The following is a 24,193-nucleotide window of genomic DNA, read 5'->3' as shown; positions in this document are numbered from 1 at the left end:
CGCATGATTGCTAACATGTGCAACTTAACGACAGTCAACGTGACAGCACCGGCCGAGTTGCCCTGCTGATTTCTTAGTGTGACCTTCCATCGTGAATTGTGACAGACAGGGGTTTTTGCGTGCAAAACACTTCCGATCAATTTTAGTATTGATTTGAGGCTCAATGTTGCATTTTGGCAATCAGCGCGGAGTAACTCCAACAAAGCAATTTAATTCGAATTATCGCCTTAATCTTGTGTTTATTTTATTCCGATATGTGATGGGGAAATTCGAATTGTAGGTTGCCGTTCTGCGCGAACGCAGTTTGCCCCCATGTGTTGTGACTAAGTCGTATGTGGGGTGCAAGGGTGTCCAAGAAGTCAAGTTTGCTGCTGGCTGTTTCTTTTTATACTTTAATTTCAACACCTTTATTCGCAGCGCCCACGGCAGACGCAAAAGTAGGCGACACGGTGGCCAACCCGGTGACAGGTATGGATACCACTGTCAGCGCACTGATTGTCGACCCGGCCTCGACGCCTACAGCCGGAACAACAGCATTTGTAGAGACAGCAGATGGCTACGTTTTCCTAGTTAAAGATGTCGGGGACACAATCTACAATTCCGACAATCCTCCGCTAGCATTTGAAATTGTATCCATTTCAGGAACAACGGCTCAAATTAGCAATTCTGGTGCATCCGGTACGGCCGGTTTGTCCACTCAATTGACGCTGTCGCAGTACAATAGCAATTTCAACAGCTCTGGGACTCCAGGTGCGGTGACACCACCTGAAGATGTGTCGGGACCGAACGGCGTGAACCAAGTTGTCTATGGTCAGGATGGGAGCAATGGCCGTGATGGCGCGTTGGTTGTACCGCCTAGCTCAGGCGGCAATGGCGCAACTGGTCCGACGCAAACAAAGACCCTTAGCAGTGATGTCAACGCCACCAGCAACATAGGGTGGCAGATCGGTAGCGTCGGCGGCGATGGTGGCAACGGTGGTGATTCCTACCTGAGCTTCTGGGACGGACGCGATGGCGGCGATGGCGGCAAGGGCGGCACCGTCAACGCGACACAGTCCAGCAGCAGCACAATCCAAACCTCGGGCAGTGGCAATTACGGCATTTTCGCATTCAGTCGAAGTGGTGAGGCTGGGAATGGCGGCAGCGGGTTCGCCGCCCCAGGCGGTGGAACTGGCGGGCATTCAGCGGATGGCGGCAATGTGACCGTCACGCAGAGAGGTGAGATTTCGACGTCCGGAGATTCCGCCGATGGTATCTATGCACTGAGCGTTTCGAATAATGGTGGAAATGGCGGCTCGCAGTGGGGCCTGGTAGGATCTTCAGGTGACGGCGGCTATGGCGGCAGCGGCGGTGCTGTGACAGTCAATACCACATCAACCGGCAGCATTCTGACAACCGGCGACCATGCGAACGGGATTTATGCACAGTCGATTGGGGGTTCGGGTGGGTCCGCAGGGACCAGCGGCAACCTATTGGTGTCCCTGATCGGCGGTGCTGACAACGGCGGTAACGGCGGCGCGGTCACGGTTTCCCATGCTGGCGCTATTGAGACGCAGGGCAATTTCTCTCGCGGGATCGTGGCGCAGTCGATTGGCGGTGGCGGCGGTTCCGGCGGCGCAGGGGGCGGGTTGGTTGCGTTGTCTCTGGGTGGTGTCGGATCGAACGGTGGCAGCGGCAGTGCCGTTAGCGTGACGGTTCAGGGCAGCGGCAGCATTCTGACCTCAGGCAAAGGTGCCGATGGTGTCATGGCGCAATCTATTGGCGGCAGTGGTGGAACGGGTGCGAACTCGTACGGGTTGGTCGCAATCGGTGGCACCGGGTCAAGAGGAGGCACAGGAGCTGCAGTAAGCGTCAGTAACTACGGACAAATCCAAACCGGGGGCGACGGCGCGCGCGGAATCATCGCTCAGTCGATTGGCGGAGGTGGCGGCGACGGTGGCTCGTCCGCCGGAATGGTATCCGTTGGCGGAAACGGCAGCGGCGGTGGCGCTGGATCAACTGTGACCATCGTCAATGACGGGATCATTACCACGACCGGAGATGATGCGATGGGCATTCTGGCCCAGTCCATCGGCGGCGGTGGCGGCAATGGCGGTTCTTCCGGAGCGGTCGGCGCATTCGTGGGCGTTGCCATCGGCGGCGATGGCGGGTCCGGAGGCAAAGGCGGCGACGTGAACGTCACATTGTCGAACACCGACAGCAGTCAGCCATCTGCAATTCAAACCTCGGGCGATCGCTCCACTGGTGTGTTCGCACAATCCGTCGGCGGCGGTGGCGGCAATGGTGGCGGTGCTGTATCCGTGGCGGTTGGTGCCTTTGGCGCGGCTTCGGTCTCGGTTGGTGGCTCTGCCGGCAGTGGCGGTGACGGTGGCGATGTGTCAATCAGCGGCAGCGGGTCTGCGTCTGTGCAGACAGGCGGCGACGATGCAATTGGCGTCATGCTGCAATCCGTTGGCGGCGGAGGCGGCAATGGTGGATATGCGGTTTCTGTTGCGGTGTCTGGCGGCCCGGTTTCGGGCTCTTTGGCGGTTGGTGTCGGCGGCGATGGTAGCACGGGTGGCAAAGGCGGCACGGTCACGGTCGGCCAGTTTGACGGCAGTGGCTCTCCGACGGCTGCGGGGTTTGAAGGCACCGTTGTCACAACCGGGAACCGCTCGACCGGTATGCTTTTTCAATCCGTTGGCGGCGGTGGTGGTAATGGCGGATTGGCTGTGGCGGCAACCGGTGGTGCCTCGGCGCTGTTTTCCGGCAATGTCTCGGTTGGTATCGGCGGTGAGGCTGGCAGTGGCGGCGACGGCGGCGATGTGCAGGTCTATACCAAGGCTGACATCACAACGACGGGAACCAGTTCGAGTGCTTTGATCGCACAGTCCGTTGGCGGTGGCGGCGGCAATGGCGGTGGCAGCATCGCAGCCGGTGTCAGCGCAAGCGGCGTGGCGGCAATTGGGATCAACGTGGGTGTTGGCGGAGATGGCGGCGGTGCCGGGATCGGCGGCGACGTCACCCTGATTGCAGGCGGGACAAACATCGAAACCAGCGGAGCGTTTTCCAGCGGTGTTGTCGCACAGTCCGTGGGTGGCGGCGGCGGCAATGGCGGCTACAGCGTCGGCGCGAGCGCCGATATTGGCGGGGCGGCTGCTGGGTCTGTCAGTGTGGGCCTTGGCGGCAAAGCCGGCGGTGGCGGTGACGGCGGCGCAGTAACCGCACAGGTTGACGCAAACGTCACAACGCGGGGCGATGACTCTGGTGCTGTTGTAGTTCAGTCCATCGGCGGCGGTGGCGGCAATGGCGGCTTCAGTGTCGCCGCGGGTCTGGCCGCAGGCGGAGCCGGTGCAGGAACCGTTGGTGTCGGGCTTGGCGGCGAAGGCGGCAGCGGCGGTATCGGCGGCAGCGTGACCGGTGTTCTTGTCAATGGTGATGTCCGCACCGAGGGACTGCGCTCGACCGGTGTTGTGATCCAGTCCATCGGCGGTGGCGGTGGTAACGGCGGTTTCAACGTGACGGCCGGTGTGGCCGCTGGTGGCGCAGGCGCTGGTTCGATTGGTGTCGGACTTGGCGGCGGCGGTGCAACAGCCGGCAATGGCGGCATTGTTGAAGGACAGGTCGTGGGCAACGTGACCACGCTTTCCGACAATTCCAGCGGTGTCGTATTCCAATCTATCGGCGGCGGTGGCGGCAATGGCGGTTTCAACGTAACCGCCGGGGTAGCCGGTGCAGGCGCTGGTGGCGGCGCGGTTACGGTTGGCTTGGGCGGCGACGCGTCCGGCGGTGGGATCGGTCGATCAGTGACTGGTCGGGTTACCGGAACTGTCAGCACGACTGGTGCGGATTCAACAGCGGTTCTGGCGCAATCCGTCGGCGGCGGCGGCGGTAATGGAGGCTTTAATGTCAGCGCCTCACTCGCGGGCGCGGGTGTGGGCAGCGGTGCCGTTTCAGTTGGGCTGGGCGGCAGCGGTGGCACAGGTGCAACTGGTGGCACGGTAAATCTGACAACCACGGATGCAATCGTAACGGCTGGGGACAGGTCGTCCGGCGTAGTCGCTCAGTCCATTGGCGGCGGCGGCGGCAATGGCGGCTTCAACGTCTCGGGCACAGGCGCAGGCGCCGGTGTCGGGTCCGGTGCAGTTAGCGTGGGGCTTGGCGGCGACGGAGCTGGAGGCGGCGATGGCGGCGCGGTCACTCTGACCTCCGGCGGGACAATCCTGACTCAGGGCGACTCGGCGACGGCGTTTCTGGCCCAATCCATCGGTGGCGGCGGCGGCAATGGCGGGTTCAACGTCAGTGCTTCGGTCCAGGGATCTGGCGTTGGCGGGGGCGGAGTTTCGGTTGGCCTTGGCGGCGATGGTGCTGGCGGGGGAGATGGCAACACCGTCATCGCAACTTCGAACAATTCGGTCGAAACCCGTGGTGATCAGTCCTCGGGCGTCGTGGCGCAATCCATCGGCGGCGGCGGCGGCAATGGCGGGTTCAACGTCTCGCCGGTTCTGTCGGGTGCTGGTACCGGTAGTGGCGCGGTCAGCGTAGGGTTGGGCGGGTCTGGTGATACGGGCGGTGATGGCGGCTACGTGACGCTGACCTCAAATGGCACTATTCTGACCGATGGCTTCGCTTCCAGCGGTTTTGTTGCGCAATCCCTTGGCGGCGGCGGTGGTAATGGCGGCTTTAACGTCTCGCCGACCTTGTCAGGCGCAGGCGTCGGAGCGGGTTCAGTCTCGGTTGGGCTGGGGGGCTCAGGCGGGGACGGAGGCGACGGCAGCCTGGTGACCGCGAGCACAACGGCCAACGTTGTGACCAAAGGCGATGCTTCAGTTGGTATTCTGGCACAGTCCGTTGGCGGCGGCGGCGGCAATGGTGGCTTCAACATTTCACCTGCATTGGCTGGTGCGGGCACCGGGTCTGGCGCAATCAGCGTCGGTCTGGGCGGATCTGGCGGTGGCGGTGGCACCGGCGGTGTCGTTGGTCTGACGGTTGCGAACAATGTGCAAACCGAAGGTTCGCAATCAAGCGCGGTTGTTGCCCAGTCCATCGGTGGTGGCGGCGGCAATGGCGGCTTTAATGTCTCTGCATCCGTCGGCGGTGCTGGAACTGGTTCTGGCGCAGCTGCAGTGGGTTTAGGTGGTCGGGGAACTGGCGGAGGCGATGCCTCAGCGGTAACAGCAAGCGTGACGGGGAACCTTGTGACGTTGGGCGAAACCTCGACCGGTCTGCTGGCGCAATCCGTCGGCGGCGGTGGTGGTAATGGCGGAATGAACATCTCAGTTGCGGTTGCAGCGGCAGGTACGGGATCGGGTGGCGCATCCGTTGGTCTGGGCGGCGCATCTGGAACGGGTGGCGACGGAGGAACGGCTGAGGCCACTCTAAACGGCAACGTTTCGACCCAAGGGGACGAGTCCGGCGGGTTCATAGTTCAAAGTCTTGGCGGCGGTGGCGGCAACGGCGGCATGAACGTCTCTGCCACAGTCACGGTTGCCGGAACCGGCAGCGGGGGCGCATCTGTCGGGCTTGGCGGCAGCGGTGGCAGCGGCGGTGATGCCAATACGGCCAACGGCACGGTTGTGGGTGATGTCACAACGGCCGGCGATAACTCGGGCGGTGTTTTGGTTCAGTCTGCCGCGGGCGGCGGCGGTAACGGAGGGCTGAATGTCTCTGCGGCCGTGAATATTTCGGGCACCGGCGGCGGTGCAATTGGCGTTGGCATCGGTGGGTCTGGCGGTGACGGCGGTAATGCAAGTGCGGCCACTGGTTCGGTTACCGGAGACGTAACCACAAGCGGCGATAACGCGACTGGGGTTCTGGTTCAGTCCGTCGGAGGCGGCGGTGGCAATGGCGGCGTCAACATTTCAGGCGCCCTCAGCATTGCGCGCACAGGGTCCGGTGCTGCAGGCATCGGAGTGGGCGGCTTTGGCGGTAGTGGCGGTACCAGCGGGGCCGTCGACAATACGTTCTCGGGCAATGTCAGCACTTCGGGCTCACGTTCGGCCGGAATTATTGCCCAAAGCCTCGGCGGCGGCGGCGGTAACGGTGCCACGAATATTTCCGGCGCGATTTCGGTGGCCAGCAACTATTCAGGCGGTCTCGGGATCGGCGTTGGTGGCTTTGGTGGCGACGGTGGCGCGGCGGGGAACGTCACGCAGCAAGTCACGGGCGATGTAACAACGACGGGAGATGATTCAGTCGGCATTTTGACGCAAAGCCTGGGCGGTGGTGGCGGTAATGGTGGTACCAATATCTCGTCCGCTTTGTCCCTGTCCCGGTCGGCTAATGCGGCCGTGGGAATCGGTGTCGGTGGATTCGGTGGCGGTGGCGCGGACGCTGGCGCACTGGCGCAATCGACCATCACCGGTGGGGTTTCCACCAGTGGAGATCGTAGCACAGGTATTCTGACACAGAGTCTCGGTGGCGGTGGTGGCAATGGTGGCACGAATATCTCGGCCTCATTGGGCATCAGTCAGGAAAATGGTGGATCGGTCAGCCTTGGCGTTGGAGGCTTTGGTGGCGGCGCCGGTAACGCTGGCGAAGTGATCAGCACGTTGCGGTCCCGCACGGATGGAACCGCGACGACCTCGGTTGTCACAACCGGTGCTGACAGCATCGGTGTCATGGCGCAATCCGTTGGCGGCGGCGGCGGCAATGGCGGCCTCAACGTCTCGGGTGCCGTTAACCTGACTGGTAAATCCGGCGCGGCGGTGACTTTGGGCCTTGGCGGCTTTGGCGGCGGCGGCGGCGATGCCGGGGCGGTAACTCTGGATGTGGAAAGTAATGTAGTCACAGCTGGCGACGGATCACATGGCGTATTTGCGCAGAGCCTCGGTGGTGGTGGCGGCACAGGCGGCGTGAATATCTCTGGCTCTCTGGCGCTGACAAAGCCCTCGGGGTCGGACACAATCTTTTCGGTCGCGGCTGGTGTTGGCGGCTTTGGCGGATCGGGTGGCGATGCCAGCAATGTTGATCTGGACTACACCGGAAATGTTCAGGCTGTTCCGATGGTCAGGCAACCCGACGGCACATTTGCCGTCGACCAAAGCAAAGGCGCCAGTGGTATCATCGCGCAGTCGCTGGGCGGTGGCGGTGGCAATGGCGGTACCAATGTCTCCGGCGGCATCGCGATCAGCGGCAAGCCGGGTGCGGGCCAAACGGACAGCAGCAAGTCCTATGCGGTGGTCGTGGGCGTCGGTGGGTTCGGCGGCGGCGGCGGTGATGCCGGGAATGTCGATGTGAATATCGGCGCAGGCAGCACGATCAGGGCGCACGGAACCGGCCAATCCGGTCTGTTGGCCCAATCCCTTGGCGGCGGTGGCGGCAATGGCGGCCTGAATGTGTCGGGTGGTATCGTATCCGACAGCTCGTTGATTGTTGGTGTAGGGGGTTTCGCCGGTGACGGCGGCAAGGCAGGGGACGTCACGGTCACGTCGCAGGCTGACATCACAGTCACAACCAACCCGGACGATATCTCTATCCCCGATACGACAACATTTGAAGACAAGCTGCGCGATTTCCTCGGCGACACGATTGTCGACGACACCGAAGAGCTGGCCTCGTCCTTCGGGCTCGAACGTTTGTTCATCGATATGGGTGTCTTCAACGAAGAAAAACCGGATACGGATGGCTCAGCTGGTTTGATGGCACAGTCCATTGGCGGCGGGGGTGGTAACGGCGGTCTGAACGTTTCGGGCGGTATTGCGCTGAGCAAAGATGGCAAGATCCCTTCGGTTACCTTTGGCGTCGGCGGCTTTGGCGGCGACGGCAATGTTTCGGGTGATGTGACCGTGGGCCATACCGGCACCGTTTCGGTGGCAGGTAACTGGAAGCACGGTGTTTTGGCACAGTCCATCGCCGGCGGTGGTGGCAACGGCGCGTTGAACGTGACCGGACAGCTGAATTATGGCGACTCTAACAACTCCGACGGCAAGACCGATCTGAGCATTGTGGGCGGCCTGGGTGGCCACGGTGGTACCGGCGCTGATGCTGGTGGTGTTTCAGTTACGCAATCTGGAAATATTTCGACAAATGGCTATCATGCGCGCGGTGTCTTTGCCCAAAGCATAGGCGGCGGCGGCGGCACCGGTGGGATTAATGCGACCTTCGTCGGCACGAAAGACAGCTCGCCAATTGCTATGGGTATCGGCGGCTTTGGTGGTGGCGGCGGCGATGCAGGCGATGTCACGGTTGCGCGTGGATCCGCGGCTGCGGCTGCGGGTACAATCACGACTGACGGTGCCGGTTCGCACGGGATCGAAGCCTCAAGCATTGGCGGCGGCGGCGGTGATGCCGGTATCAACGCGGTTGTGGGCATCAGTAAAACCACCGGAAGCAAGAGCAATGGCGGAACCGGCGATTCAACTGACCGGAAAACGCCCACCAACACGGGCGTCGATGACTCGGTAATTGCCAACTACAACGCCGTTCTTGATGAGTTGGAAGGGAAGGTGAACCCTGCCGACTCCTCCGGCAATAAAACCGGCGTGTCGGCTGTTATCGCCATAGGCGGTGATGCTGGAACGGCCGGGGACGGCGGCACCGTGGATATCGATCACTATGGTGACATCGTTACGCTGCAGGACGGCAGCCACGGGGTCTTTGGTCAATCCATTGGTGGAGGCGGCGGCAACGCGGCTTTGAACCTTGGTATGACGTACGAACTGGCCTCAGACGCGACCAACAAGGGCTTTGGCCTGGCTGTCGGTGGCGGTACGGGTGAGGGCGGTATCGGCGGTTCGGTCGATGTTCGCAATACCGGGGACATCACGACCAGCGGCACGGACTCTCATGGCCTTTTTGCCCAATCCGTTGGCGGTGGCGGCGGCAATGCGGGCTACAACTCTGCCTCGACATCTGTAGATGGCGGCAACGTGAATATTCAAATCGGTCGGACCGGTGGTACCGGCGGAAGCGGTGGCGATGTCTATGCAAGCTCGAATGGCATCGTTCGCACTGCTGGTAACCGTTCATACGGCTTCTTCGCCCAGTCCATCGGTAACGGCGGCGGCAATTCGTCCTCGACATCAGTCAGCATAGGTACGCCCAAGACCGGCGACAGCAAGGGCAACAAAGCCAGCTTGTCAGTCGGGCTTGAAGGAGGCACTGGTGGCGAAGCGGGCGATGTGACGACAGTTGTCGCCGGAACAGTCGTTACTGAGGGGACGGATGCTCACGCCGTGTTTGCCCAGTCCGTCGGTGGTGGCGGTGGCAATGGTGGCAAGGCCAGCAATTCAGCCGGTAAGGGTACGTCTGTTGCGCTTTCCATTGGCGGCACAGGAGGCACAGGTGGTGTAGGCGGCAAAGTCGACGTGTCCAACACCGCGCGAATTGCGACTTTCGGTGATCGTTCCGTCGGTTTGATGGCGCAATCTATCGGTGGCGCGGGTGGCACCGGCGGCATGGTTCAGGCGGGTCAATCGAACCTCGACACCATCAAAGCCGTGGTCAATCCGTCGACGGTCGGCACGACAATTTCGGTTAACATCGGCGGCACAGGCGGCGACGGCATGACTTCGGACACCGTGACCGTAGTCAGCGATGGGATCATCACGACCGAGGGCACGATGGCTCATGGCATCTTCGCTCAATCCGTTGGCGGCGGTGGCGGTATGGGTGGTTTGGTTGAAAACCGCATCATCAGCTTGCGCAAAGACATCGGGAACACAGCGACGCTGTCCATTGGTGGCAATGGCGGAACCGGAGCAGTGTCTGCAGCGGTTTCCGTCACAAATCGGGACCTAATCCAGACGACGGGCGACAAGTCCATTGGCATCTACGCGCAGTCCGTCGGCGGCGGGGGTGGCGATGCGCAACAGGTGCGCAACATCATTCTGGGCCGGTCCTCGGACGGAGCAACGACAAATGCCATTCTGATTGGTGGCACGGGTGGCACTGGCGGGTCTGGCAGCACCGTAACTGTCGTCAATGAAGCTGATGCCACTATCCGCACCACCGGTAAGGAGAGCCATGGCATCCTTGCGCAGTCCGTCGGTGGCGGCGGCGGCAATGGTGGCTCTACGATCTCGGTCGACGGGCGCTATGGCGGGGCTGAGGCCAGCACGCGGCGGGCACTACAATTCGGTCTTGGCGGATCGGGTGGTACTGGGGGCACGGGCGGCAACGTCTTGGTGACCAATGCAGGGACGATCGTGACAACTGGTGAAGCCGCGCATGGTATCTTCGCCCAATCCATCGGTGGTGGTGGTGGCAATGGTGGTAGTTCGATCACTGGGACGCTGCGACTGAAGACGGGCGACAGCAGTTCTCCGACCGCGCAGTTGAATATTGGCGGTTCCGGAGGCAGCGGCAACATCGCCGGCAACGTGGACGTAACAAACAGCGGTGACGTCCGGGTTGATGGCGCGGGTGCATACGGCATCATGGCGCAATCCGTTGGCGGCGGTGGCGGCAATGGCGGGCTGGCCGTTGCGATGGATGTAAATGACCTCAAGAACACCATGACAGGCAAGTCCTACTCGAAGATCGCCATTGGCGGTTCGGGCGGGGATGGCGCAGATGGTGGAGACGTCACGGTCAACCATACAGGCGCGATTGTCGTGAATGCAGAAAACGGGTTTGGCATCTTTGCGCAATCTGTTGGTGGCGGCGGCGGAAACGCCGGATATTCAGTGTCATCCCCGCTGGTCTCTGCGTTGGATTACACGGTGTCGCAACTGCTTGGTGCGCGCGAGGGTGCCACTGGGTCGGTTGGAACCGTTACCGTCAATTCGACCGGGGACATTCTTGTGAATGGGACAAGTAGCGAGGCTATTTTCGCTCAGTCCGTAAATGGCGGTGGTGGTAATTCCGAAACATCAGTCGATTTCACCACCGAAACTGCCAGTGCTGGAGGAACCGGCACTTCCTATATCAGCGACATCTCTTTGGGTGGCGATGAAGTTTCAGACATGGCTGGCAGTCAGGTTGCGCAATCACATACCGGCAATATCGCGACGACAAGCGATCGCTCGACCGGCTTGATGCTGCAGAGCATTGGCGGCGGTGGTGGTACATCCACTAACAATATCAATGTTCAGGACGGGGACGGTATCGACATCACAGCACGTTTGGGTGCGATTAACACGGATGACGCCAGTGGCGGCGACGTGAACGGCAGCCGGACCGGAGATGTGGGCACGAACGGCGCGTTTTCCACTGCCGGTGCAGCGCAGTCTATCGGAGGCGGGGGTGGTAAACTTGTGCTGAACAGCGCTGGCACCGCGAATACAAACAAAGCTGCTTCGGTGATCCTGGGCTCCGACCCAAGTTTCCGCAATGACGGCGGTGATATCGACCTCTCTCTGGACGGAGACGTTACCACTACGGGTGATCGGTCATTTGGTCAGAGTGTCCAAAGCATTGGCGCGGGTGGCGGCGAGGTCGTTGCCGCTGGACTAGGACGTTTGGATGTAACTTTGGGTGCGCAAGACGATTCAACCGGTGACGGCGGAACCGTTGATCTTACCAATATCGGGGGCATCACCACCAACGGTTCTGGGTCTCATGGTTTCGTAATCCAAAGCATAGGCGGCGGCGGCGGCCTCGTCTCTACAGATTTGGATGCAAGCCAAATCACCGTGAATCTCTCGCCTGCTAATGGCGGTGACGGTGGTGACATTACGTTCACCCAAAACGGTAATATCGTTACCACCGGCGAAAACGCGATTGGTGTTGTGGCGCAGTCGCTCGGCGGTGGCGGTGGCATGGTGGATTCGGTCTTCCGTGGATCCGCGGGCGGTGCCGGGGCCGGTGGCACCATCGACATGGCGCTGAACGGCAATATCCTGTCCGTGGGCGAAGGCAGCATCGGCGTTCTGGCCCAATCCGAGGGGCGCGACGGAGCGGGTGCAATCACACTTGGCTTCGATGGCGTCGTCATGGGCGGGACCGGGCAAGCAGACGCAATTGCATCAATCGTTGTGGACGGCGGCGCGAACAACGCGCTGACTTTGTCCAAGGACACAGTGCTTCTCGCCGGGAATAACCAGTTGGTGAACGGCGGAAACGGCAATGAACAGATTTCGTTGGCGGGTAAGGCACTGGGCAATCTGGACCTTGGCGCGGGTACCAACGGTCTGACCGTCGAGGAACAGGGCGCCTTTTATGCGCTGGACACGATCAATCTGGGCGCTTCTGGGTTGATGCAAGTGAATGGCGACTTTGTTTTGGGGGCGAACTGGGGTCTGAATACGGACATGACGCCGACTGTTAAGTCGGGTGACTTTGTCTTTACCGGTAACGTCAGCCAAACCACGAACCTGACGGGAAGCCTAGCCTTTGGTGCGACGGCATCCTCGACCTTCGACGTATATTTCCTCACCACGGGTGCATCGGGTGGCAATAGCGATCTGGTTAATGTCAGTGGCAATGCCACAATGGGCGGCACAGTGACACCACAGCTCAATACGCTTCAACGGGCGTTACCTCTAGTCATCGTCAACCCAAGTGGGACAGCTGCGGATGCGGGTACGACGATTCAGGACACAGTAGTGTTGGATTACTCGATTGGCTTGAACGGCTCGACATCGGACGGCAGTTCGATTGATCTGGTGATAACTCCGGACTATTCGACTGCGAACATGAACGCGAACGAGGCGGCCGTTGGTGACTACATCAACCAGGTGCTGAACGGGCAGGGTTCCGCTGCGCAAGGTGAGTTGTTCGCCCTGATCGGGAACATGACCTCCGAAGCTGACGTCATCGCGGCAATCGGTGCATTCACTGTGGCCGACTACGCTGCGGATGCAGTTGATGCCTACTACGGCAACCGGGTATTCGCAGACGCACTGCATAATTGCGAGCGGTTTACCGATTACCAAGCCGGAGACGATCCACGCAATTGTGTCTGGTTCTCCGGAGGAAGGTCTTTCTACGACCGCGAGCAGACTGGTATCTACGATGAGTTGGACATCAACAATACCAACCTGTCTGCCGGTGTCCGTTTGCCGGTTGGGGATGAGCTCTATGCCGGTTTCGCGTTGGGTCACGACCAAATAAGCCTTCGGAACGGATCGCAGTACAATGCGACCGGTGACCGGTTCAATCTGGGTGCTTCGCTGACCAAATACACCGGCCCGTGGGAGTTCGCGGCCATGCTGTCAGCCGGTTGGTCAGACTATGACTCCGACCGGTCCGGTGGGATCAGTGGTGTGCTGCCCAACGGAAACGTGGTTAACACCGTTGGCGTCAGTTCGATCAAGCACAAGATGAACCAGCAGAACCTGCGGTTGAGTTTTGCCTATGATCACAGATTTGCCGGTGGCACTTCCTATCTGCGACCCGAGATCGCTGTTGACGCCACCCGTCTGGCAACAGAAAGCAACGGTGATGCAACTCTTTCGGGGATCGTCCTGCAGGATGATAGCGAGATGATCTACTCCCTGACCCCATCGCTTGAGATCGGGACGGAACAGATTCTCAGCGCCTCTCAAAAGCTACGCGTAAGCTTCCGCGCCGGCGCCATCATCTCGTCGAACGACACAGTATCAGTAAGCGCCGGTTTTGCAGGTGCAAGCGCAGCTGATGGTGGGTTTACGAATACCAGCTTTATCGGAGACGCCCATGGGCTGGTTTCGGCGCGATTGGGGCTGTATGCGTTGGATGACAGCAGCTTTATCAATCTGAGCCTGGACCATATGTTCGGGGACTCAACCAAGGCTCTCCAGGTTGGTCTGGGCCTTGGGCTACAATTTTGAGCAATGAGGGACGGCAGTATGAAAATTTGGCTTGGTGCGCTAGGAATCTCACTGGGTTTGACACATCCTCTTGCCGCGCAAGAGAACGGCACACTCCCGTGGTCGGTAAATTGTGGAAATCCGGGCAACGGAACCGAGCTGGTCTGTGAAATGACCCAGAGTATTGTTTTGACCGAAAACAATCAGAGGCTTACCTCCGTTTCGTTCGTGAAGCCTGCGGGAAAAGATGAAACCGAAGCCGTGCTGACCTTGCCGTTTGGTCTTCTGTTTTCCGAGGGGGTGATCGCAAAGGTCGATGACGTCGAAGTCGCGCGTCTGGAGTTTCTGACCTGCGAGGCTCAAGGCTGCTTTGTTCGTTCCGCTGTCTCAACAGAGTGGATGTCTGCGATGCGGGTCGGTAAGCAATTTACGATCGAAAGTAAAAACACAGCAAGAGATCCAATCTCCTTTGGTTTCGATCTGACGGGATTCAGCAAGGTATCAGATATTCTGCCGTAACGACTGTTTTTTGCATACAGACATCTGTCTGGTGCTGGTCATCGAAATCGGACCCTTGATCGTGCCGGGCATGGAACATTGATCGAACGAAGGCCGCCATAATCGTACCGGGAGCAGCCATACCCCACAAACGCCATTCCAAATCATGATCAAGGGCAAGAGATCTGGAAGGAAAAGTTCCTGTACCAAACTTGACCGGACAGACACTGCCGGAAAAACAGCCAACGGTCAGATCACATAGGAACCGCTACAATTGAAGTTGCCAACATAGTTCTAAAACGCCAGTTACCCTAGCAATTCAACAACCGGATTTCGGGTGTTGGCCGAGATTGCGGGATAGGTGTGCCCTCTAAGAAGCCGACTTTGTTCACTCAAAAAACTCGCGGTACAATCGCTGATCCTGCGTTTCACACAGCGCTTGATTATTCACGCAGGGCGCGATCTTTGATCTTAATTACGGGTTGCAAAAGGTAGTCTAGAACCGTTTTCTTGCCTGATAAGATATCCACTTCCGCAATCATCCCCGGGATGATCTCGACGGCTACGCCGCTTCCGTCCAAAATAGCGTGACGTGTCTGGATTTCGATGACAAAGACCTCTTCATCATTGCGTTCGGGCCTTGTCACCGTGTTGGCGCCTATGCGGGTGATCTCACCGTCCAGCGCGCCGTAACGCGCAAAATCATAGGCCGTAATTTTCACCTTAACGGGCTGGCCTGCGTGTAGAAACGCGATATCTTCGGGGCGAACATAGGCCTCGACCAGAAGCCTGTCGTCCAATGGAACAATCTCGATCAGTTCTTCACCGCTGCGTGCCAAACTGCCAATCGTTGTCCGGTGAACGCGATTTATGATTCCACGCACTGGTGATCTGATCTGTGCGCGATCCGCGCGGTCTTGCAAGGCCGGTAAGGACGGCCGAAGTGCCGCGAGTTCGGCTGTCGAGACCGCAAGGTCGGTGAGCGCTGCGCTCCGGAACCTGCTATGTGCGGCTTGAATACGATCGTCGATTTCTTTCAGTCCGGTTTTCAACCTGTTGGTCACTGCAACTGCACGGACCTTGCGACCCTCCCATTCAGCGGAACTGCGGCGCAGCGACAAAAGCGTTGTCGCAGGCTCCATCCGTTTTTCCACCAAGGGGGTAATGATGGCGCGTTCTTCGGCCAGAATCCCAAGCGTCTCTTCGGCTGTCACCTGGTCTACCAGCCCTTCCTCATACTCGCGCTGGCGCTGCTCACGTTGTCGCTCCAGAATTGCAATTTCAGCGGCCAGTTCCGCCTGACGGCCCTGATACAAAGCAGTTTCGGATCTGACCACTTCTGGCGCGCCTTCAATGAGCATTTTTGAGAAAGTAAGCTGCGTGCCGTCAATCTCTGCCTGCAATCGTTGGGCACGAGCCGTCAATCCAAATGCGCGCTGTTGTTCCTGGCTCAACTGACTGTCGATCTGCGTTGTGTCGAACTCCATTAACAGCGTTCCCTTGTCGACAACCAGCCCATCCGCGACGTGCAAGTATTGTAATACTCCGGGTTCTGTTGCCTCAATCAGCTGCACGTCCGCCGACGGCACAATCCGGCCATCCACGCGGGTCACGTCGTCGAGTTCCGTCATGTAGGCCCAAAGCCCGGCGGAGACGAGGCAGGCAAGGATAACAAGCAACAGGAGAGATCCCCCCAACGGAGATTTCCCCCGCATTTCTCTTGCCATCATGGCAAGGTCAGGATGCCGCGACATTCAGATGCCTCCCTGTTGCGCGCGCGCGCTGGGTCAGCATGCTTTTTGGACCGTCTGCGCCGACCCGGCCGCGTTCGACCACAATGACCCTGTCGACCAGATCAAGCAGGCTGGTCCGATGTGTGACGATAACCATTGTGGTGTCTTTGGTTTCTTGTTTCAGACGCTTGATAACCTCGGCTTCGGTCTTCACATCCATTGCACTGGTCGGTTCATCCAACAACAACACTGGTGGGCGTCCAATCAGCGCGCGGGCCAGCGCGATGGCTTGACGCTGGCCGCCCGATATTCCTTCGCCACGTTCTGCCAGTTGTTGGTCATAGCCGTTGGGGCAATGCGCGATAAAATCTTCAACCCCGGCCACGTGGCCCGCTCTGATCAAATCTTGATCCATGGGCCGGATCGCACCGCTGGCAATGTTTTCGCGAATTGAGCCGGAAAAAAGCCAAACGTCCTGCAAAACTGAACCGACATTGCGACGTAAGTCGCCGGGGTCAATCTGACGGATATCGACCCCATCCAGCATTACCGAACCGGTCTTCGGCTCGAATAAACCGAGCATCAAACGCGCGATGGTGCTTTTCCCGGATCCGATCGCGCCCAGAATGGCAACTTTTTCACCCGGTTCTATGTCGAATGAGACACCTGAAAGGGCATCATCGGCTTGTTCAGGATAGGCAAAATGCACATCTTTGAAAGAAATGCGGCCTTTTGCATGTGGTCGACTGATCCAGTTGCGTCCTTCCGGCCGCTCATTTTCCGCCTGCATCAAAGCGTTCAGATTGCGATACGCGCTGCGCGCCTGGTTCACACGTGTGAGTGTCTGGGCAAGCTGCCCCAGTGGCGCCAGCGCGCGTCCAGTCAGCATTACAGACGCAATTAACGCACCCATACTTGCCTGCCCTTCAGTGATCAGGAACACGCCGAAGAAAACAATCAGGACCTGCGCCGCCTGTTGCGTGAATCCTGTCAGGTTCAATGCGAATTGGGTAACTGTCCGGCTGCGGATTCCATGAGAGGACTGCCGCTCGATAGCATCTTCCCATCGCGCCCGCATTTGTTTTGCCGCTGCGGTTGTTTTGATGGTTTCAAGACCGGAAACGGTCTCGACCAGTACGGATTGTTTTGACTGACCGTCCGCAAAACTTTTTTCGGCCAAGCGCGATAACATTGGTTGCACTGCCAGGCCCGCAATCAAAACAATCGGAACGGCAAGGGCAGGTATCAGCGCCAGAGGTCCACCAACGAGGTGAATGACCAGTATAAAGAGGGCGATGAAGGGCAGGTCCACGAGGGCGACCAGAGTTGCCGATGTAAAAAACTCGCGCAGAGTTTCAAATTCGCGGATCGTGCTGGCCATAGCACCGGTCGATCCGGTCCGCGATTTCATTTTGATATTCAAAACCTGGTCAAAAACGCGCCGCCCCATAAACATGTCGGCCTTTTGCCCGGCCCGATCAATAAAGCCAGCGCGCAAGAGTTTGAGGGCGAAATCGAAAGAAAGGGCAAGACCAACCCCTGCGGTCAGTGCGATAAGGGATTCCGTCGCCTCATTCGGAAGAACCCTGTCATAGACGACCATGATGAAAACGGATGTGGAAAGACCCAAAAAATTCGCTACCGCCGCGGCAAGCACCACTTGCGCATAGGACCAGCGGTTTGCCAACATGGCCGACCAAAACCAATGCCCGGATGCGGTCCTGTTTCGACCTGGTGTTTCCTCATTGTGGCTGCGCCGAAACAAAAGTGTGTAGCTGGTGTAGCTTTTCCCTAAAACTGTTTCTTCAACCTCTCCGATGCCTTCCCCCATCTCAGGGTCGAAAATCAGAAAACGGCCGCTCTTGGTACGCCCGTGAAATACAACTGCTTTATTGTCGTCCAACAGAAAAATTGCTGGGACCAGTGTGTCATCGAAATCCGCAAGTTTTCGCGACCCAAATCCCGCCTGCAACCCGGCATGGCGTGCCACTTCGAGTGCATCGCGCTGGGTCAAATGGCTTGCGGTGCCGGATTGCGCAGCGTGAACCGCCCCAACCGTGATTGAGCGACCAAGATGCGAGGCGACGTGCAGCAGGCAAATTTCCAACGGAGAAAGCTCTTGTTTAGGTGCCAAAGGGTTCAACGCGGCCATGAATCTTCACCTGTGTTTGCAATCGAAATGCCGAGGTAATCCAGAATGTCCCCAGTCAGGCTGAGGGCAGCGTAGTTTGTGAGGAAGAAGCTTTGTTCCGCCAAAATCAGCCTTTGCTGCGCGTTCACATAGTCTCGCTGTGCATCCAGTATCTCGACCAAGCTGCGTCGGCCGATAGTGAATTGGGCCCGCGCAGCTTCCACGCTTTCGGCGTTGGCCTGGGCAGCTAAACGAGCCGCTTGCAGGCGAACCGCGCCTGCGTCCTGATCTGACCGGATGAACTCTAATTCGCGGCGGATTTCTCGAATTAACGTCTCACGGGCGAATTCGGCCTCTTTCACCTGAGCTTGGGCAGCAGCTATGGCAGCCTTACGTCGACCGGTGCTGTCCAGTTCATAGTTTACGGACAGGTCGACACCGAAATTAGCATCATTGCTGTAATCGCGATCTGCAAAAGTCGCGATTTCTACACCTGGTTGTCGCCGCGCAATGGCTGCAGTTTGCTCGGCCTTTGCAGCGATCAAAGCGGCATTCGCACGTCGTACTTGTGGGCTGTCCAAAACGATTTGCGAATCCGTTCTGGCCAATTTGGGCGCAGCGACCGGAGCGGTAAGTGCCCCCGGTGGGCGTCCGAAGACTTCTTGGTACTGCGCCTCCGCCCTGTCTGTCCGAGCCTCTGCATCGGCAAGCTGCGTTTGCGCGTCTGCCATGCGCGAGCGTGCGGTCAAAACGTCTGCATTTGAGCCCACGCCCTGCGTGCTGCGTTCGGTGATCTGGCGCACGATCTCAGCGTGTACCTCAACATTCTGGGCTGAGATTTCCAGGATCTTGCGTCGATCAAGGACCACAACATACGCTTCGATTGCGGCAAGGGCCAGCGCCGCTGCGGTTTGCAGTTGACTGCCCCGGCTTTCGAGGACGCGAGCCTGAGCCGCAGCCAGTTCGCCCGACGCAGCGCCTCCGTCATAGACGAGTTGCGAAACGCGCAGATACGGGGTGAAGTCTGCAATATCGGAATTCACATGCTGTGATCGCGCATTGATTCCCATTGATACGCGAGGAAGGAAAGCACTCTTGGCCGCATTTTCGTCAGCGTCTGCGATTTCCAGTCGTGTCGCGCTTTGTGCGAGGTTTGGGTTGGTTTCGACAGCCGCCCGCACCCGTTGACCAAACTCGCTTTGCGTCAGACGTGGAAGGGGGGGGTGCGCGCCAGCCCCGACAGAACCTGCTGACAGAGAAACCTCTACGCCCGTAAGGTCGGGTGGCGGTGCGCAAGCCGCCATCAAAGGAATACACAGACAGGCAAGATATTTTAGGCCAGAGTTGCAGGAGATCAGAGGCATTTTCACACCTCACCAGCCATTAAAAGTTCGTCATTTTGCGCGTGTGCCATGGCGGTAAGGAAACGCGAAATGTCTGAATTTTCGGTATATTGGTTTTGAAGTTTTGGCTTCGCCAGCTGCTCTTGCGCCTGCGACAGCCAAGAAATGTGTGAAAGTGATACTTGATGGGCGTGCAGCAATTGAATTGCACCGACATCGAACAATGCAAGTTTCTCTGTCTGCGAAAGAGCCTTCAAGCGTCGGACATCCAGGACCAGATACCCTGCCGGCAGCGCGACGTCATCGTAGCTTGCCATTTGTTCAAAAAGACCCATCCCTTGAATGACGTTACACACGGACCGAATGTCCTTGGCCGAGGCCTCTCGTGCTTGAAAAAATCTGAGGACGTTCGAAAGCTCAACGGTCAACTCACCAGCATCGGTAAAGAACGGTTCGTCCTTCGGAGCATCGGTGACCAGACCAGAAGATTCATCGATCAGAAGTTGCGGATCACAACCCGTTTTACTCGGCAAACCCGCTTGAAATGGCGGGCACCGCAACGCGGACGGAATGTAGGCGGCCAACCAACGCCCTTCGTCGGACACAAAAGGGGTTGGCGCGTCCGGATTCAATGACATTAGCGCTACAGGTTCAATTTCCCCCCTGGTTTCGCGAAACATTACCGGATACGCGGCCGCGACGAGCAGAATTTCTTTCTCGACAATCGAGCAAGCCTGCTGGGTTTCCGCAAAGTGGTAAGATGAAAAACGCTTCCAGTATTTGTCACCGTGCCGCTCATATGTGACTGGAAACAGGCCGTTCTCTGCCATGTTTGATCCTTTGGTGTATGGAGTGGCTGCCGGTTGAAAAGCCGGCAGTCCGTGTTTTGATCAAGCCGTTGCTCCGGTCGGGTCGGCGATCAGGATATTGTCCGCGCTCAGACCGCTCAGATCGTCTAACCCTGAGAAATGCGCCATGGTTTCAACAGTGGCTGCAGTCGGTGCTGAATAGTCCACTTTGACAAGAACGCCGTCGTCTCCATCTGTCGCGAGTACGTAGATCTCGTCACCCGCCTGAAGTCCCGTCAAACTTTCGACAGCAGTTTCAATTGTATTGGTCGACAGGTCGGCCAGAACTGTGGTCAAGCCGATGACGCCCGTGTTGGCACCAACCGCGCCGCCTATGTTTAATGTCTCAACGCCCGTGCCATCGCCGCGCAAGGTAGAGTAGTCGAGGCCACTGAACATCAACGCATCTGCCACATCCGCTGCCGCTCCGAGTGAAAAGCCGGTGATCGTGTCTACCCCGTTTGCCGCAGGGGCGGCTTCGAACACAACGACGTCGCGACCCGCGTCCGAGACATTGATGGCGTCGTCGCCGTCCTGACCACGAACAAAGCTGTCCACATCGCTGGCGACCAAAGTGTCATTTCCATCAGTGCCGAATACGACGGTCGTCGGCCCCCCATCCGGGGTGGTAAGCGACAGTTCAACCGGTTTGCTGGGGTCCTGAACGGTCATGGTGAATGTCACCAACGGTTGGTTCAGATCCGTAAAGCTGGTCGCGACACCTGCAAAGTTGACCACGGAGCCCCCAACTGGGTTGGACAGATACAGACCGAAAGCCCCGTTCCCAACATCGGATCCGGCGTCGAAGGTCACAACTGACGGATCAAATCCCAACTCGATCGTCATCGCTAGCCCGCTGGAAACGTCGCGGTCAGCGTCTGCGAAGATTTGGTACGTGATAGTCGAACCACTCTGATCCGCTTCTGCAATGACATATGCGCCCGGTACATGCGCAGTCGCCTCACCGGTTGCCGGTAAAGGATCAGGGCCGCCCGAAACCGTGGCCTGAGCCTGAAAGTTCAGGTCATCACCTGCTGAAATACCTGTGAAATCTGACGCTGGAACTGCAAGCGACCAGGTGCCATCGGCTGCGACAGTTGCGGTACCGACCGAGTTACTGTTGAGTGTTACATTCACCGCTTGGCCAGCGGCGAGGCCAACGGATGTTCCAGATACAACAATGCCAGAACTCTGCGCGTCGCCGAGTGAAACTGAGTTTTTAGTCCCTATAGAATTCAGGTCTAACAGCGGTCGGAAATCCGTAGCGAGCGTTGTGGTAGCTGGACTGGCGCTATTGCCGGCCAGGTCACTGACCGTTGCCGAAATGGGGAAATTTGTACTGTCCGCCAATCCGGAAAGATCTGCCGCGGGTACGGTGACCGACCAAGTGCCACCAGTGGCGACACCCGTATACGATTGGCCATCCAACGTGACAGTGACTGTTTGCCCTTCTTCCGCCGATGTCGCCCCTGAGATGGACAGATCGCCTCCCCTTTCGGAGACATCCAGAACCGATCCGACAGCCAATGGGTTGATCGTCACAGTCGGTGCTGTGAAGTCTGTTCTAAACCCAGCACTCGCGCTGGCGCTGTTTCCAGCCGTGTCTGAGACCGACGCATGCACACTGTAAATTTCATCGTCTTGCAGGCCATTTAGACCGGCCGCCGGCGAAACCAACGTCCAGGTGCCGCTACTGACCGTAGTGGTATTGCTCAGGTCAATAGTGCCATCCGCTCTGACGATTTCCACGGTTATGGTGGTGCCGTCAGGGGCATCCGATGTGCCTGAGACCGTCAGATCCGTGCCGCGTTCCGCCAAGTTCATGATCGGGCCGTCGGACAAATTGGTGATGGTGATGGCATGAGGTGAGAAGTCAGTGTCAAAGCTGCCGGTTGCCTGCAGCGCTGGGTTTCCGGCGGCATCTGTCACGTCTGCAGTCACCGGGATTGTTGCGCCATCGGACAGTGCCGTCAAATCTGCCGCCGGCACAGTCGCGCTCCAGACGCCACCAGAGACGGTGCCAGTATGATCCTGGCCGTTTAACGATACGGTTACGGTCTGTCCGTCCTCTGCATCAGTTGACCCGGTGATTGTCAGGTCCGTATCACGCTCAGCGGCATTCAGGACAGCACCATCAGAGAATCCGTCGATGGTCAGGGTCGGGGCGGTGACATCCTTGGATACGGGTGCATTCGCCTGATTGGCTGCGAGTCCGTCCGCATTGGATACATCTGCGGTGATGGTGAACGCGCCCCCGTCTGCCAATGCTCCAAGGTCGGCCGCAGGGATGGTCACTGACCAGCTGTCGCCGGATACTGCGCCGGTGTAACTCTGGCTGTCCAACATGACTGTGACCTGTTGGCCGTCCTCTACGTTCCCGGTAATTCCCGAAACCGTTAAATCCGAACCAACGTCTAAGGTGTTTAAGGCGGACCCAACCGACAGGGGCGATATAGAAACTGCGGGGCCAGTCAGATCCACCGGAACCGAAGCCGTAGCCGGAACCGAACTGTTTCCTGCTTCATCGCTGACAACGACCCTTACCGACACAGGAGTACCTGAGGGCAGACTTGCAAGATCAGCGGATGGAATAGTGACGCTCCAACTACCGTCAGAGGCGGTCGTCGAATAGGATTGCCCCCCAAATTCGACCATAACTGTCCGGCCATCAGCTGCTGTTGTCGATCCGCTCAGCTCCATATCGTTCTGAACGTCGACCAATTCGATTTTGTCGACGGGGAGAGGATCCAAGGTTACGGTCGGTGCCGTAAAGTCTGTCTCAATGCTGTCACTGATCTGTGCTGCCGGGTTCCCCGCCATATCTGAAACATCTGCGGTCAACACAATGGTTTCCCCATCCGGCAACGCGGCAAGATCGCTGGCAGGCACGGCGACGACCCATTGCCCATCGGCTACGGTGCCTGAGTATGTGCCTCCATTCAGAGTGACCGTCACGGTTTGACCGTTTTCCGCGTTTGTCGTTCCGGAGACGGTCAGATCCGTTGCGCTTTCCGCAGCATTTATGACCGTACCGTCCGACAAACCGGAAATTGTCAGAGTAGGGGGGATTGTGTCGATGTTGTAAGATACGGTCTCGACCGAAAGTTCTTGCCCGCCGCTGTCCAAGTGGCGAACCGTGACGTTCTGAACACCTTGTGGCAGACTGGCCGCTTCGACAGCTGTCAGCGAAATGCTCCAACTTCCATCGGGATTGAGTGGCACGGACTTGACCAAAGACCCGATCGAAAGTTCTACTGTTTCGGTTCCATCCGGGACCCTGATATTCGCCTCTGTGCTGCTGAGCGCAGTGGATTGTGCTTGCGCGAGGTTCAAAACCTGAGGTGGTGCCTGCGGCGAGGGGTGAAAATCACCATCGTCTCCACCACCCCCGCCGCCGGCACCCGCCGCGGCGGCGCCAGCCAGGCCCAATCCGCCCAATGCAGCGCCGACGCCACCAATGCCGCCGCCCGCCGCAGCGGCACCACCTGCTTCGGCGGCCAGACTGAATTGCGCAATTTCGCTCACGGCATTTTCGGCGATCATGATCGCGCCACTGTCCAGAACCTGAACGTCTTCCGCGGCGACAATCATCGTACTGCCATCAATCATCTTCAGCAGAACATCCCCGTTTTTCAGCAGCTTCACTGACTGTACGCCGGGAATCGTTTCTGCAAACTGATAGGCGTAAAGCTCTTCTATTGTTGCCTGCGCCAAGGCGGGTAGCGCCATGAGCGTCGAACCAAGCCCCCCGGCAATACCGCGCCCAACCCAGCGTCGCATTTTGCCATCAATCCACCGGCGAATGTGGTCCCTGCGACCATTGTCTGATCCGGGTTCTGCAGTTTTGGCTTTGGGATCATGTTCTTTGGTCATCTTACCCTCACATGTGATGTCTGTGTCCGCCTGGGTGGGCCAGGTTTTGTTCATCAGTCTTTCGCGTTTGTGACTCATGCGGTCGGACCAGGAAAAATTGTGTTAAACTGAAACC

The 24,193-nt window shown here is 58.5% G+C and carries 7 protein-coding genes; 2 read left to right on the top strand and 5 right to left on the bottom strand.

The genetic code is table 11. The annotated features are described in order from the left end of the window. The first annotated feature begins 470 nt into the window (after positions 1-470). Both AC2FJC_RS16660 and AC2FJC_RS16655 read left to right on the top strand, forming a co-directional pair. Complete coding sequence (locus AC2FJC_RS16660) at positions 471-13,673, top strand: hypothetical protein (RefSeq protein WP_496740329.1); 13,203 nt, start codon at positions 471-473, stop codon at positions 13,671-13,673. 18 nt (positions 13,674-13,691) lie between these two features. Then, positions 13,692-14,171, top strand: coding sequence for an invasion associated locus B family protein (locus tag AC2FJC_RS16655; RefSeq protein ID WP_496740328.1), 480 nt, complete (start codon positions 13,692-13,694; stop codon positions 14,169-14,171). Between the two features lie 422 nt (positions 14,172-14,593). Here AC2FJC_RS16655 and AC2FJC_RS16650 read toward each other — a convergent pair whose 3' ends face one another. The 5 genes from AC2FJC_RS16650 to AC2FJC_RS16630 are packed head-to-tail and all read right to left on the bottom strand — an operon-like array spanning position 14,594 to position 24,078. After that, a complete protein-coding gene (locus AC2FJC_RS16650) occupies positions 14,594-15,904 on the bottom strand; it encodes an HlyD family type I secretion periplasmic adaptor subunit (RefSeq protein ID WP_496740327.1) in 1,311 nt (436 codons plus the stop codon). After that, the gene (locus AC2FJC_RS16645) at positions 15,888-18,035 is read right to left on the bottom strand and encodes a type I secretion system permease/ATPase (protein ID WP_496740326.1); all 2,148 of its coding nucleotides are present in this window, start codon (positions 18,033-18,035) and stop codon (positions 15,888-15,890) included. The genes AC2FJC_RS16650 and AC2FJC_RS16645 overlap by 17 nt, the downstream gene beginning before the upstream one ends. Further along, entirely contained in the window at positions 18,023-19,378 is a 1,356-nt protein-coding gene (locus tag AC2FJC_RS16640) for a TolC family protein (protein WP_496740325.1), read from the bottom strand. Before AC2FJC_RS16640 ends, AC2FJC_RS16645 begins: the two co-directional genes overlap by 13 nt. A gap of 2 nt (positions 19,379-19,380) precedes the next feature. Then, entirely contained in the window at positions 19,381-20,187 is an 807-nt protein-coding gene (locus AC2FJC_RS16635) for a SapC family protein (protein ID WP_496740324.1), read from the bottom strand. A 60-nt stretch (positions 20,188-20,247) separates the two neighbouring features. Continuing rightward, positions 20,248-24,078 carry an Ig-like domain-containing protein gene (locus AC2FJC_RS16630; RefSeq protein WP_496740323.1) on the bottom strand — a complete coding sequence of 1,277 codons (3,831 nt, stop codon included), beginning with the start codon at positions 24,076-24,078 and terminating at the stop codon, positions 20,248-20,250. Between the last annotated feature and the right edge of the window lie 115 nt (positions 24,079-24,193).

The organism is Ruegeria sp. CDSB117 (genome assembly GCF_059611005.1).
This window is presented reverse-complemented; position numbering and strand designations above follow the sequence as displayed.

Excerpts from the sequence above, each read along its gene's own strand:
- AC2FJC_RS16630 (WP_496740323.1), bottom strand. The coding sequence starts at position 24,078 with ATGACCAAAGAACATGATCCCAAAGCCAAAACTGCAGAACCCGGATCA.
- AC2FJC_RS16640 (WP_496740325.1), bottom strand. The coding sequence starts at position 19,378 with ATGCCTCTGATCTCCTGCAACTCTGGCCTAAAATATCTTGCCTGTCTG.
- AC2FJC_RS16645 (WP_496740326.1), bottom strand. The coding sequence starts at position 18,035 with ATGGCCGCGTTGAACCCTTTGGCACCTAAACAAGAGCTTTCTCCGTTG.
- AC2FJC_RS16635 (WP_496740324.1), bottom strand. The coding sequence starts at position 20,187 with ATGGCAGAGAACGGCCTGTTTCCAGTCACATATGAGCGGCACGGTGAC.
- AC2FJC_RS16660 (WP_496740329.1), top strand. The coding sequence starts at position 471 with ATGGATACCACTGTCAGCGCACTGATTGTCGACCCGGCCTCGACGCCT.
- AC2FJC_RS16650 (WP_496740327.1), bottom strand. The coding sequence starts at position 15,904 with ATGTCGCGGCATCCTGACCTTGCCATGATGGCAAGAGAAATGCGGGGG.
- AC2FJC_RS16655 (WP_496740328.1), top strand. The coding sequence starts at position 13,692 with ATGAAAATTTGGCTTGGTGCGCTAGGAATCTCACTGGGTTTGACACAT.